The sequence below is a fragment of the Prochlorococcus sp. MIT 1342 genome (assembly GCF_047304495.1).
Classification (GTDB): Bacteria; Cyanobacteriota; Cyanobacteriia; order PCC-6307; family Cyanobiaceae; genus Prochlorococcus; species Prochlorococcus marinus_D.
This window is the reverse complement of sequence record NZ_CP138957.1, coordinates 352795-365773: the sequence shown is the minus strand read 5'-3', so window position 1 is coordinate 365773 and position 12979 is coordinate 352795. Positions and strand designations below refer to the sequence as shown.

14 protein-coding genes and 1 tRNA gene are annotated in these 12979 nt (G+C 52.8%); 11 read left to right on the top strand and 4 right to left on the bottom strand.

Features of this window, described 5'->3' with window-relative positions:
- Positions 1-36: 36 nt before the first annotated feature.
- Positions 37-1086 (top strand): type IV pilus twitching motility protein PilT, encoded by a 1050-nt coding sequence (locus SIB79_RS01890; RefSeq protein ID WP_413681168.1) that lies wholly within the window; start codon positions 37-39, stop codon positions 1084-1086.
- Between the two features lie 7 nt (positions 1087-1093).
- On the opposite strand, the gene SIB79_RS01885 is transcribed toward SIB79_RS01890, so the two are convergent.
- Entirely contained in the window at positions 1094-1297 is a 204-nt protein-coding gene (locus tag SIB79_RS01885; RefSeq protein WP_063403685.1) for a hypothetical protein, read from the bottom strand.
- Positions 1298-1334: 37 nt separating this feature from the next.
- The gene (tsaD, locus tag SIB79_RS01880; protein ID WP_063403811.1) at positions 1335-2405 is read right to left on the bottom strand and encodes a tRNA (adenosine(37)-N6)-threonylcarbamoyltransferase complex transferase subunit TsaD; all 1071 of its coding nucleotides are present in this window, start codon (positions 2403-2405) and stop codon (positions 1335-1337) included.
- 77 nt (positions 2406-2482) lie between these two features.
- On the opposite strand from tsaD, the gene SIB79_RS01875 reads away from it, so the two are divergent.
- Together SIB79_RS01875 and psaJ are read left to right on the top strand one after the other, a co-directional pair.
- The gene (locus tag SIB79_RS01875) at positions 2483-2995 is read left to right on the top strand and encodes a photosystem I PsaF protein (subunit III) (protein ID WP_011130684.1); all 513 of its coding nucleotides are present in this window, start codon (positions 2483-2485) and stop codon (positions 2993-2995) included.
- A gap of 45 nt (positions 2996-3040) precedes the next feature.
- Positions 3041-3163 carry a photosystem I reaction center subunit IX gene (gene psaJ / locus SIB79_RS01870; protein ID WP_011130685.1) on the top strand — a complete coding sequence of 41 codons (123 nt, stop codon included), beginning with the start codon at positions 3041-3043 and terminating at the stop codon, positions 3161-3163.
- Positions 3164-3304: 141 nt separating this feature from the next.
- On the opposite strand, the gene gmk is transcribed toward psaJ, so the two are convergent.
- Positions 3305-3874, bottom strand: a complete 570-nt coding sequence (gene gmk, locus SIB79_RS01865) for a guanylate kinase (protein WP_011130686.1) — start codon at positions 3872-3874, stop codon at positions 3305-3307.
- Positions 3875-3943: 69 nt separating this feature from the next.
- Between gmk and SIB79_RS01860 the strand changes: the two genes are divergently transcribed.
- From SIB79_RS01860 to SIB79_RS01825, 8 genes are all read left to right on the top strand, one after another.
- Entirely contained in the window at positions 3944-5665 is a 1722-nt protein-coding gene (locus SIB79_RS01860) for an NFACT RNA binding domain-containing protein (RefSeq protein WP_063403684.1), read from the top strand.
- 124 nt (positions 5666-5789) lie between these two features.
- Positions 5790-6530: a twin-arginine translocase subunit TatC gene (gene tatC / locus SIB79_RS01855; protein WP_071818080.1), complete on the top strand. Its 741-nt coding sequence runs from the start codon at positions 5790-5792 to the stop codon at positions 6528-6530.
- Between the two features lie 388 nt (positions 6531-6918).
- Entirely contained in the window at positions 6919-7455 is a 537-nt protein-coding gene (gene petC, locus SIB79_RS01850; protein WP_011825335.1) for a cytochrome b6-f complex iron-sulfur subunit, read from the top strand.
- A gap of 53 nt (positions 7456-7508) precedes the next feature.
- Positions 7509-8441 (top strand): cytochrome f, encoded by a 933-nt coding sequence (gene petA / locus SIB79_RS01845; RefSeq protein ID WP_063403810.1) that lies wholly within the window; start codon positions 7509-7511, stop codon positions 8439-8441.
- Between the two features lie 20 nt (positions 8442-8461).
- Positions 8462-9376: a prolipoprotein diacylglyceryl transferase gene (gene lgt / locus SIB79_RS01840; protein WP_063403683.1), complete on the top strand. Its 915-nt coding sequence runs from the start codon at positions 8462-8464 to the stop codon at positions 9374-9376.
- On the top strand, positions 9376-10131 hold the full coding sequence (gene cobM, locus SIB79_RS01835; protein WP_063403682.1) for a precorrin-4 C(11)-methyltransferase: 756 nt from the start codon (positions 9376-9378) through the stop codon (positions 10129-10131). The genes lgt and cobM overlap by 1 nt, the downstream gene beginning before the upstream one ends.
- A 27-nt stretch (positions 10132-10158) precedes the next feature.
- A tRNA-Val gene (locus SIB79_RS01830) sits at positions 10159-10230 on the top strand.
- A gap of 142 nt (positions 10231-10372) precedes the next feature.
- Positions 10373-11083, top strand: a complete 711-nt coding sequence (locus SIB79_RS01825) for a helix-turn-helix domain-containing protein (RefSeq protein ID WP_063403681.1) — start codon at positions 10373-10375, stop codon at positions 11081-11083.
- Positions 11084-11275: 192 nt separating this feature from the next.
- On the opposite strand, the gene SIB79_RS01820 is transcribed toward SIB79_RS01825, so the two are convergent.
- The gene (locus SIB79_RS01820; RefSeq protein ID WP_081215657.1) at positions 11276-12976 is read right to left on the bottom strand and encodes a Ppx/GppA phosphatase family protein; all 1701 of its coding nucleotides are present in this window, start codon (positions 12974-12976) and stop codon (positions 11276-11278) included.
- Positions 12977-12979: the final 3 nt, after the last annotated feature.

The window sequence follows — 12979 nt, the reverse complement described above, 5'->3', positions numbered from 1 at the left end:
CCATTCGCTGGAGCAACGCCTGGGGTCTCTCCCAACTTGGAGGAGATCGTACGAATCGCCTATCAAGAAGGACATTCCGATGTACACCTAGGCGTTGGCGAAGTGCCCCGTTTCCGAGACCGCGGCGAAATGCAAAGCACAGATTGGCCTGTAACCGATCCAGAAAGATTTCAAAGCTGGTTGCAAGAGATCCTCTCCGCGAATCAGATCGATGAATTCTTTAGAAGCAAAGAATTCGACGGCTCCCATGCCTTTCCCTTCGCAAGAGTCCGGATCAACCTGCTGGATTCCCTCACGGGACCAGCGATGGTGCTTCGCATCATTCCCCAAACAATTCTCACCCTTGAGCAACTGCAACTCCCTGATGTCCTGAAGGGCCTCTCATCCAAGCCGAAAGGACTTGTCTTGGTGACCGGCTCAACCGGGTCAGGGAAAAGCACCACCCTGGCGGCCATGATCGACTGGATCAATAGAAATCAACCCCGCCACATCCTCACCATCGAGGATCCTGTGGAGTTTGTACACAAGAGCAAGCAATCCCTTGTCAAACATCGAGAACTGGGGAAACACACCCTGAAGTTCCACAACGCCCTGAAAGCAGCCCTACGAGAAGACCCAGATGTGATCCTGATCGGTGAGATCCGTGATCAAGAAACCCTGGCCACAGCGATTGAGGCCTCCCAAACGGGGCACCTGGTGTTTGGCACTCTGCATACCAACTCGGCAGTCAAGACCATTGAGCGAGTCCTGGGCATGTATGCCCCAGAAGATCAAGAGAGCATGCGTCGCTCCCTTTCAGAATCACTGCTGGGGGTGATTGCCCAAGGATTGATCCGAACAACCGACAACAAGCGAGCTGCCTACCACGACATCCTGATTAATACCGATGCTTGCAAGGACTACATCCAAAGAGGAGCACTTAAGGAGGTTGAAGAGATCATGGAACGCAGCAGCTTTGATGGCATGATCACAGCCAATCAATCATTGCTGAATCTTGTCGATAGTGGCCGGGTAGAACCAGAGATGGCAGTCGCCGCAAGCTTTAAGCCCAACGAACTAGCCCAAAGCATTCGTGGGCGGAATTGAACCACACCTAATTCAGCCAGGCTCTGCAGTCAGCAGGTATCAGTAGACGCAACAACAACAACACGCTGATCCCAATAATCAATCCCGCCATTGCCATACGACCATTCCAGATCTCGGCCTGTGGAGTGAACCCTCGTCGCCAAGCGTTTAGCTCTTCACTACTGACAGGTTCCGCAGAGGTATTGGAATCAAGTGGAGATTCAGAAGCCATCGCTGCACAGCAGACAAGGTCAAGCTAATTCGCTTCTTCAAAATGGGGGAGTTGAATGGTACAAATCCTCGGTTTTGTCCAATGGCCATCGGGCTGCCACTCCCAACTCAAGAGAGCTGCCATCATCCCCAGACACCAATCGCTGCAAGGCCGCTGCTCCAATCATGGCGGCATTATCCGTGCAGTATCGAAGCGGTGCCGTATGCACTTCAATCCCCTGTTCTTGTCCACGTTTGCTCATCAGTTCTCTTAGGCGGCGGTTAGCAGCGACTCCTCCAACCATCACCACAGTTTTTAGGCCTTGGTCATTAGCGCAGAACAAGCTGCGCTCGACCAAAACATCTGCAACCACTTGCTCAAAACTGGCAGCAAGATCTGCGCGGGGCAGGTCTTCACCAGCCTCTGAAAGAGCCTGAACCAGGCGCAGCATGGCGGTCTTCAGTCCGCTGAAAGAGAAATCGTAGGGATGAAATCCACCACCAGGCTTAGAAACCCGTCCTTTGGGCAAAGAAAATCTGCCAGAGTCTCCAGTCGCGGCCAACGCCTGAATAGCGGGGCCACCTGGATAGGCCAAACCGAGCAAACGGCCAACTTTGTCAAAAGCCTCTCCAGCAGCATCATCATGGCTACGTCCAAGACGCACCATCTCACTCTCTGCCCCGACCCGAATCAACTCAGTGTGTCCCCCGCTCACAAGTAGCACCAGATATGGAGGGCGTGGAGGATGTTCCGCCAAGCGCACTGAAGCCAAATGCCCCTCCAGGTGATGAATGCCAAAAAAAGGCAGCGCATGGAGAGCAGCCAAACATCGGCCTGTCACCGATCCCACCATCAGTGCTCCGGCCAGCCCAGGGGTCACCGTTGCAGCTACAGCATCAAAGCGAGCCATCGACTGTCCCGCCTCCTGCAAAACCTCCTCTACAAGATGAGGCAGAGCCTCCACATGCAAGCGAGAGGCCACTTCCGGTACCACGCCCCCCCACTGGGCATGTTTCTCAACCTGAGAAGCAATTCGGCTAGCGATAACCTGCAAACACCCGTTATTTAGACGTAGAACTGCGGCAGCCGACTCGTCACAACTTGTTTCGAGGGCAAGCACCGTCGGCATGGTTGTGGGAAGCCTCATTTACATTTTACTTGTGACATCCTGCCGTTCCGGAGCAGGTCTTACAGGAATCGAAACCGATGCGTCGTCTCTTCGCCGTTGTGCTCTCGGCTCTGCTGGTTCTCGGCTTTGCACCCGTTGCTAAAGCTGACATAGCTGGCCTAACCCCTTGCGCTGAGAATGCCCGTTTTCAGCAGCGAGCCAGTGCTGCAGACACTCCACAGGCCATTGCCCGCTTTGACCGCTACAGCAAATCCTTGTGCGGTGATGACGGACTCCCACACGCTCTAATCCCAGCGCCAGTTGAGCCGTTTGCGATGTCCTTTATTCGCGGCCATGAAGGCGAAATCATGATCCCAGGCGTGATTTTCATCTACATCGCTGGAATCATTGGTTGGGCTGGTCGTTCTTATCTCCAGGCAATCAAAGCCAAAGGCCACAAAGCAGCCTTAGACAATGAGATCCATCTTGATATAACCCTGGCTTTCAATTGCATGCTGAGAGCTTCTGCCTGGCCGTGGCTCGCTCATATTGAAGGCCAAAATGGCAGCCTCCGTGAGAGCGACGACAAGATCACAGTTTCACCACGCTGAGCAATATTCTCCTCTTAACAACCACCCCATTTCCCCTTTATCAAGATGAGAAAATTCTTCGAAAGCTGGCCAATGGCTGCCGTTCTCTGGGTATGGCTCACAGCGGGAATCATTGTTGAATTCAACCGCTTCTACCCAGATCTTCTCTTCCACCCAATGGGTCTTTGAAGAGCTGAAGAGCATCAACAACTACAGCCAAGAAACAAATTAGCTTCTTGGCTAACCCCCTTCAGAAAGCCCTCTAAAGGGGCTTTTTTTATTGGCCTATGTTGTCAAATAACGCTTTAAGGTCAGGAAAAAGTCTTCGCATCAACAGCTCAGACCCATCAAAGACTCCAGCTCAATCACAGCAACCTGCAGGTTGTCATTAATCACCACTGCATCAAACTCCTGCTGAGCCATCAGTTCCTCCCTAGCCCTAGCTAAACGTCGCTGAATTGCTTCTTCAGGATCAGTGGCGCGTCCGCGAATGCGTCGTTCAAGCTCCTCAAAACTGGGCGGCGCTAAAAAAATCTGAAAAGCTTCAGGGAAACTGCGCCGCACCTGTCGAGCCCCTTCCAGTTCAATCTCAAGCAAAACCGGACGGCCTAATGAAAGCTGCTGCTCAACAGGTTGGCGTGGGGTGCCATAGCGATTGCCTGCAAATTCAGCCCATTCAAGACAACCGCCAGCTTGAACCAGTTCTGCAAAGCGATCACGGTTCAAGAAGAAGTAATGATCACCCTCAATCTCGCCTTGCCTGGCTTCACGCGTTGTCGCCGAAATAGACAGCCAGATCTCTGGATGGAGCTCTAGGAGTTGCTTCACCAAAGAACCCTTGCCAACGCCACTGGGCCCAGTAATCACAGTGAGCTTTCCTTCAGCGGCGGATGAAGCCATTGATTGCATTGCATTGAATCGGATCGCAGAGTAGGAAGGCTGCGTGCAATCCAGGTCCCGACTGAATCGATGGCCCCTGCTGCCCTCCAGGTCATGGACCTCTCAAGCTTGCGCGCTGTACTGAGCGAGCTCCGCAAGGAGGTGCTGCCAAGCCGCTTCGAAAAGGTCCAACAACCAGAACCTCATACCCTCCAACTGGGGCTGCGCACACTCAAAGGTCTTGTGTGGCTGGAACTCAGTTGGCGTGCTGATTGTCCCCGACTGGTCAAGATCACCCCTCCTCCCCGCCTAGGCAGCGGCAGCACTTTGGCCCAGCAGATTCAACATGGCCTTCGACAGATGGCCCTCATTGAACTGAAACAGAAAGGATTTGATCGCGTGGTGGAGTGCGGCCTCGCCCACCGCCCCGGCGAACCTATCGAGCGCACTCTTGTGCTGGAACTGATGGGACGCCACAGCAACCTGCTTCTGCTTGATCGTCAACGCCAGGTGATCACCCTTGGACGCCAGGTACGCAACCATCAATCAAGAGTGAGACCAATCGGAACTGCAGACATCTATGTAGCTCCACCACCGATGCAAGGCAGAGAACCAAGCTCAAAGGAATCCCTAAAACGCTGGAAAGACATTCTCTGCCTTGTGCCAACCAAGCTACGTAGCGCTCTGCAGCAGTGTTACCAAGGCATCAGTCCTGCACTCGCTTTGCAGCTGGTTGACGACGATGCAAAAAAAGCACATGCCCTGCTGGAGCTTTCAGTACTTGAGATCACCAACGAGCAATGGCAACACCTTTACCACCGCTGGAGTCGATGGCTGGACTGCCTTGAGAAAGAGCGCTTTACGATGAGGTTTGACGGTCCAAGCAGCTACCGCGTCTGGGACTGTGACACCTCAACCTCCTCCTCCTCCTTCACCGATGGGCTCAGCCTCACTCTCGGGAGTTATTACCGAAGGCATCTTGAAACCCAATCTCTCAATCAACTAGCCGAAGACCTCCAGAAAAGACTTTTTCAGTGGCGACAACGAGAGGAGCAGGCCCTTGGCGAACAACAGGGTCGACTCAACGAAACCAGTCAAAGCAATTCTCTTCAACAACAAGCCGACGCCATGCTTTGCCTGCCTTCGCCGAGCAAGGATCTGATCAACCAAACCCAAAAGCTCTACCGAAAAGCTCAAAAATTCCGCCGCTCAGTGCCCGTGCTGAAAACACGGATTGAACATCACCAGCAAAGGCTGCAGCTAATCCAAGGCAGTGAAATGTTTCTGGAAGATCTGCTTGGAACCAGCTGGGAAGGACGGCGAGAACGGTCGATAAGGCTGCAGGAGTTGCGGCAGGAGCTGGACGAGTTGCTGATCTCTCAATCCCGCAATCGCCAGAAGCGGGGCCGTCGCAATCAACAACCCCCAAGCCCCCTCGAACTGACCACTCCTGGTGGACTCATCGTTCAGGTTGGTCGCAACCACCGCCAAAACGATTGGATCAGCCTTCGCCAAGCTCGCCCTGGTGATCTTTGGTTTCATGCCCAGGAATGTCCAGGCAGCCATGTCGTTCTCAAGGCCTCCAATGGCCATGCTGAGGAGGCCGACCTGCAACTAGCAGCAGACCTGGCCGCTCACTTCAGTCGTGCTAGAGGCAATCAACGCGTACCCGTGGTGATGGTGCCCACAAGCAACCTGCAGCGAATCCCAGGAGCAGGCCCAGGGACCGTGCGATACCGGGACGGAAACCTTTGCTGGGCTGAACCAGACCGAGGGCTTCAACACCTCTCTGCCTCAGAACTCTTAGTCTGATGAAAACCAAGCGACGCCTGTTCTGACCAGTCCCGATCAGCCCACAGGTTCGGTTCTTCCACCCCCTACCCCGATTCACGTCGAGCAGGGAATCAAGCACACCGAACTACCCCACGACGTGGAAATGCCTCTGGTTGATCACCTGGAGGAATTACGGCAACGGGTGCTGCGCAGTCTGCTTGCTGTTGTTTTAGCGGCAGGTGCCTGCCTGCTCATGGTGAAGCCGCTCGTACGGCTGTTGGAAGCTCCGGCTGGATCCATTCACTTTCTTCAGCTGGCCCCAGGAGAGTTTCTATTCGTCTCAATCAAGGTGGCAGGCTACGCAGGCTTAACACTTGCACTGCCCTATGTGCTCTACCAAGGGCTTGGATTTGTATTGCCTGGCCTCACTCAACGGGAACGACGTCTGATAGCGCCAGCAGTAGCTGGATCAGCGATCTTGTTTCTAGCCGGCCTTGCCTTCGCCTGGTGGGCCCTAGCACCAGCAGCTCTGAAGTTTCTGGTGAGTTATGGCGCCGATGTAGTCGAGCCACTGTGGTCAATTGAACGGTATCTCGATTTTGTGCTTCTGCTGATGCTGGCTACCGGCCTGGCCTTTCAGCTACCTGTGCTCCAGTTGATATTAGGAATTCTGGGGTTATTGCACTGGCAACCCATGTTGAGTGCCTGGCGATGGGTCGTGCTTGGTGCCGCCTTGGCTGGAGCTGTATTGACCCCATCCACTGATCCAATCACCATGCTGCTGCTGGCTGGAGCCATTACAGCCCTTTTCCTGATTGGAGTAGGCCTAGTGGCGCTAACTGATCAATTCAGGCCAGACATGCCTGCAAGCGAAAGCGACCAGCCTCCTACAGCCACAAATTGAGAAGCTTGATCTTTCTGTTGTGCGCGCCAGCAATTCCGAGACGACATCTGCCAAGCCCAGTCGAATGACCGCCTAAAGCACCTCGCCGAGATGATTGCGATAAGCCTGTTGATCCAGAACATAAAGATTGCTGCTCAAATACGCCCAGATCTCCTGCAAGTACAGACTCTGGCGGCACACCAACAAGTGCATGGCTTAGAAAGTTTGCCGACAATTCTTTAAGCAAGGAATTCCCTCTACTAGCTCTAGAGGCAACAGAGCATCGTCAAGGATTAGCCAAAGCACAGAATGATGCGACGATTGCACTGAAAAGCCCAGTCTTTGCAAAGCGTGACGGGCCCTTCACAGTCCATAATGGTCTCCATTCTGCGCAGATCGAACATCCGTCATGACACAAATGACCTCGAGTGATGTGCCCGGGATGGGTCGTCGGCAGTTCATGAACCTGCTCACTTTCGGGTCAGTGACTGGCGTTGCGCTTGGATCCCTCTATCCAGTGGTGAAGTACTTCATTCCACCTCGTGCCTCCGGGAGCGGAGGTGGCACGAGCGCCAAGGATGAACTTGGCAATTCGGTCACAGCAAGCGGCTGGCTTGCGAACCATTCAGATGGTGACCGCAGCCTTGTCCAAGGGCTGAAAGGTGATCCCACCTACCTGATTGTTGAAGGTGATGATGCCATTGGCAGTTACGGAATCAATGCGATCTGCACCCACCTCGGCTGCGTGGTGCCTTGGAACAGCGGGGTTAATAAATTCGTCTGCCCGTGTCACGGCAGCCAATACAACTCCACTGGAAAGGTCGTAAGGGGGCCGGCACCCCTCTCTCTCGCATTGGCCAACATCGCTGTCGAGAACGACAACGTCTTTGTAAGCCAATGGACCGAGACAGACTTCCGCACGGGCGAGAAGCCCTGGTGGACCTGAATCTGACAACCAAACGCACCATCGTCGTTCCAGCTCTCCTATCCCCTCGCATCATGCGTCGCCTCATCCCCATCCTTCTCGGCTCACTGGTTCTTAGTTTGTCGATTCTTGTTGCTCCAGCTGCCAGCTGGGCCTATCCCTTCTGGGCTCAACAGAACTACGACAACCCCCGAGAAGCTACTGGCAAGATCGTCTGTGCGAACTGTCATCTGGCCCAAAAAACCACTCAGGCAGAAGTACCTCAATCAGTACTACCCGACAGCGTCTTCAAAGCAGTGGTGAAAATCCCCTACAAGAAAGACACAACAGAGATCAGCTCCGATGGCAGTGATGTGCCCCTCCAAGTGGGTGCCGTTGTCATGCTTCCTGATGGATTCAAGCTGGCCCCACAGGATCGCTGGAGCGAAGAGATAAAAGAAGAAACCAAAGGAGTCTTCTTCACTCAATACAGCGAAGAAAAGGAGAACATCCTCCTTGTTGGCCCGCTTCCTGGTGACAACAACAAAGAGATTGTTTTCCCAATACTTTCACCTGATCCTGCGACTGACAGCAGTATTCAATTCGGCAAATATTCCATCCACGTTGGAGGCAACCGTGGACGAGGCCAAATATTGCCTACTGGTGAAAAAACCAATAACAACGCGTTCACAGCAACTGAAGCTGGCACGATTACATCTATTAAGTCTGGTAAGAATGGGGAAAGCGACATCAAGCTCAAAACTGACAGTGGAAAAGTTATCAGTGAAACCATTCCAGCTGGTCCAAGCCTGTTGGTAAAAGTAGATGACAAAGTAGAGGCTGGCGCCCCCTTAACTAGCGACCCCAATAGTGGTGGCTTCGGACAACTCGATACCGAGGTTGTGCTCCAGAATCCAATTCGAATCTATGGACTCTTGGCATTCTTTGTAGCAGTTTCTCTCGCTCAGATCTTACTTGTATTGAAGAAGAAGCAAGTCGAAAAAGTTCAGGCAGCCGAGGGGATCTGATCCCCATTCATCTCAACTCAATGGACGCATTCATCGCGACCTTTACCTCTCCAGGGCCCGAGCTTTTTCAGCTCGGGCCCTTTGCCTTGCGATGGTATGGATTGCTGATTGCCATCGCCGTACTGATCGGCCTCAATCTGTCCAGTAGCCTGGCCCGTAAACGAGGCCTTGAGCATGGCTTGATCAGTGATCTGCTGCCCATTCTCGTATTAACTTCCGTTGTTGGAGCACGCATCTACTACGTCGCATTTGAGTGGAGGAACTACAGCGGAAATAATTTTTGGAGCTCGATCAATATCTTTGGACTCGCCATCCCAATCCCAAGTGCCGTGGAAATTTGGGGTGGAGGAATCGCTATTCATGGGGCCCTGCTTGCTGGCACCCTTGCAGTATTGATCTTCTGCCGTTGGCGTCGCCAAGCCTTATGGGATGTTCTTGATGTGCTTGTCCCATCCATTGCCCTTGGCCAGGCAATCGGACGCTGGGGAAATTTTTTCAATAACGAAGCCTTCGGTGTTCCAATCAAGGGCAACCTTGCTTGGAAATTGTTCATCCCATTCGTGAATCGTCCACTTAATTATGCCAATAACGAGTTTTTCCATCCGACATTCCTCTACGAATCAATTTGGAACCTTCTAGTCTTCACGCTGCTAATTGTTCTTTTTCAACGCAGCAGCAAAGGACTACTGAAGCTTCCCGCCGGAGCGTTGAGCTGCATCTACCTGATCACTTACAGCCTAGGCAGAGTCTGGATCGAAGCACTTCGAACTGATCCCCTCTGCCTAGGCGCCTTACCACCTTCCTGTGAAGGGGGCCTGCGTATTGCCCAGCTGATGAGTTTGGCGATGATGGCAGTAGGAGGTTTTGGGCTCTGGTGGCTCTATGGTCGCAAACGAAAGCTACCGGACCCTGGTAGGCCTAGGTCATTCGCTTGATGAGCAGAATCTCCATCGTTGGTGCAGGTCCAGGCGCGACTGATCTGCTAACCCTGCGTGCCGCAGAACATCTCAAGCAGGCTGAGGTCCTTGTATGGACCGATTCACTGGTTTCACCAGATATTGCAGCATTGGCACCTGAATCCTGTGAACGAATCCGCACCAGCTCAATGACCCTCGAGGAAGTTCTTCCGCTTCTGGTGAACAGGGCACAAGCAGGCAAGCGGGTGGTCCGTCTTCACGACGGAGACCCCTGCCTTTATGGGGCCCTGTCTGAACAGATCTGTGGCCTTGCTGACGCAGGCATTGAAGTAGAGGTTGTGCCAGGTCTGAGTGCTTACCAAGCGACAGCCGCAGCCCTAAAAGCTGAACTCACCATCCCTGGCCTTGTCCAAACCATAGTTCTCAGCAGAGCAGGAGGACGCACCGGTGTTCCCGAGCGCGAAAACCTCCAACATCTGGCATCACTTGGAGCCTCTCTATGCCTCTACCTCAGTGCACGCCATGTGGAAGAAGTACAAGCCACACTGCTGCAGCACTATTCAGCTGAAACACCAGTAGCTATCGGCTACAGGGTGAGCTGGCCCGATCAATGGTTAAGCGTGGTGCCTTTGAAGCAAATGGCTACGACCTCCCGTGAACACGAGCTGATTCGCACCACCCTTTATGTCGTTAGTCCGGCCCTAGCTGCAGGACGCCAACGTTCGAAGCTGTATTCTCCAAGCCACCAACATCTCTTTCGCCAAAAGGGCTAAAGAGAGTATTTTAAAAGCCAGTAGTGCGGGCGATTAGCACAGTGGTAGCGCACTTCCTTCACACGGAAGGGGTCGTGGGTTCGAATCCCGCATCGCCCATAAGTTTTTATGCCAAGCATTTGCTTGATCTGCTCATCATCAAAACCAGGTGATCCCATATACATGGGAACAAATGATGCCTGACAAGCTCAGTGCTTCCAACTAAGGTCAAATGCATGCAGGTCAACACTCCTCTTCCTTAATGCCGGAGCACCCTCAGGACTTCTTGAGTGACCAATCCCACTCAGAGCAACTCTCCACACCATTGATTCAAGTTGGCGCGTTGCTTAGAGAAGCCCGCGAAAAACGGGGGTTCTCAATAGCAGAAATTGCGGGAAGTCTTCGAATAGGCAAAGAGCAACTAATAGCCCTGGAGAATGGAAACAAAGACCTACTACCTGAGCCGGTTTTTATTAGAGCCATGGTGCGCCGGGTCGCCGAGCGACTCAACCTCGATGCGACTGCCCTTGTGCAGCAAATTCAGGTCATCATTCCATCAAACTCCGAAGCCCTACGCCAATCAAAGAGCAAAGAGTCTCGTCCAAACCTAAAAGTAATACCTGCATTGGCCTTTTTGGGAGGGTTGATTGGATTGACTGCAGCAGGACTAGGCATCACCTATTACAGCAACCCCAACACCTTTACCCACATCCAAACAAGCATCAACAACGCAATCATTTCAATCAACGACACCGCCGAAGACATGATCTTTGGGTCTTCAACTCGTTCAAATGGTATAAAAGATGAGCCTAAGGACACCGACCTAATCTCTCAGCCTGCAGATGCAGCACCTAGCCAAAATTTGCCATCAACATCTCCATCAGGGCTAAAAAAACCAAATAATAATAATCAACCAACTTCAACTGAACAGCCAAAAACACAGCCAGGTAGCAACCCCAACCCCCAACAGTGAAGCTGAGATTATTCTTGAAGGCGCCCTTAGCAAGCCGTTCAGCTATCCACTAGAGCAAGACCTAGAAATCTATGCAGGGCATCCTGATCTGATTCATATAACTCATAATCGAAAACCGCCTACTGCTCTGGGCACAATCAGAAAGATCCGCTGACATCAATTAACCAACAACAACCTAATACTGAACTAAGTTCACTCCTTAACGACAACTTTCATGGTTACGCCGCTTGCTTCTTTCACAACCGAAGCACAGCTCTTCAAGCTCCATTGTTCAAGGCTGAGATTCTGATTCAACCCTTCCGGCACTAGTTCAAAGACAATCTGATCATCATCAGCGGACTTCACTCTTATTGCAGCCACCACTGGCTCAGGACGGCGATCAATGGCTGCTGCTAATCGCAGCAACAAAGCCATCTCGGCAACGAGACGACGATGCTCCCGGGTGGCTAAAGCCTGCCATTCCAGATGACGCTTCTTGGGAAGACTGCGGCGGTGATAGCGCGCAATAGCCGCAACCATCAAATGCTCCGCTTCCGAATAGCCGAGCAACTCGCCATGACGAATGAGATACCAGGAATGCTTGTGATAAGCACTGAGATTGATGTGCTGACCACAGGCATGCAACATTGCCGATGCCCAAAGCAGATCCCGACCACCTCCATCATCTTGATGAAGAACACCATGTGTGTGGTCGTAAAGGCTGAGTGCATGGCTGGCTACACGCTCTGCACGGCGGTGATTCACTGCAAAACGCTGCACCTGATGAATCACGGTGCGCTGACGAATACTGCTCTGAAAACTAAAGCGATCCTCCAATAGGCCATGTCGCAGCATCCAGTCAACGATCAACCCCTCCCTCAGAGCCCTTTCACTAAGCACCAGCTCATCAGCAGAGAGCATCTGCATGGTGGTTTGAAGAATCAGCACACCCGGAACGATGATTTCGGCACGGCGATCATTAATCGACGTCTGGATGCGACGCTGCTCAGGCGTCATCGCTATCAGCTTCTCAACCAGGCCATCAAGCCGCTGCCGTGTGATTCGATAGCCATGCAATCTCAACGGAGGGCGATCGTCTTCGCTAGCCAACAAAGCACCGATGGCCATGGCGGTTCCACTTGTAGCAACCATCACAGGGCTCTCCCCAGGCTTGATGCGACGGCAGACCTTATCAACAGCTGGCTCTAAAGAACCCTGAATAAATGTCTGCAAAAAGGAACGCCGTTGAGGGGGGATTGGTTCATGCTTGACAAAATCCCTCTGTAGCCGAACTGCACCAACCCGCGTGCTTGTCAGAGCCCGAGCATCGCGACCATCCGCGAGGATGAGTTCTGTGGAACCGCCACCGATATCGAGCAAAAGATGGGGACACTCCCCAAAAGGCATGCCAGACAAAACACCCAAATAGATCAGTCGTGCTTCCTCAGCACCGCTCAACAGATCCACCTCAAGGCCAAGCTGATCCTGAATCCGTTGCAAAAAATCCCGCCCATTTGATGCTTCACGTACTGCGCTAGTCGCCGACGCAACCACCTGCTCCACCTGATGGCTGGCGGCTAGCTCCTTAAAACGTTTGAGTGTTTCAAATACCCGCTCCATAGCAGGACCCGTGAGCTCTCCAGAGTCAGGGTCTCGCTCACCAAGCCTGGTGGTTGATTTCTCTGCAAGATCAATGCTGAAGGTGTGCAGAGAAGGATCAACCGACGCCACCAAGAGATGGGTGGAATTGGTTCCAATATCAATCGCGGCAACGTTGCGGAGCTCTCGCTCAGAACGGAGCTGACCAGCACTGACGTACCTAGCCTCCTCCTGCTCGACATCAACCACACCGAAAGGCAATGGCTCGACACCTGGCATGAAGTACAGGAGCCTGGAACGAGACCACTTTGCCATCAG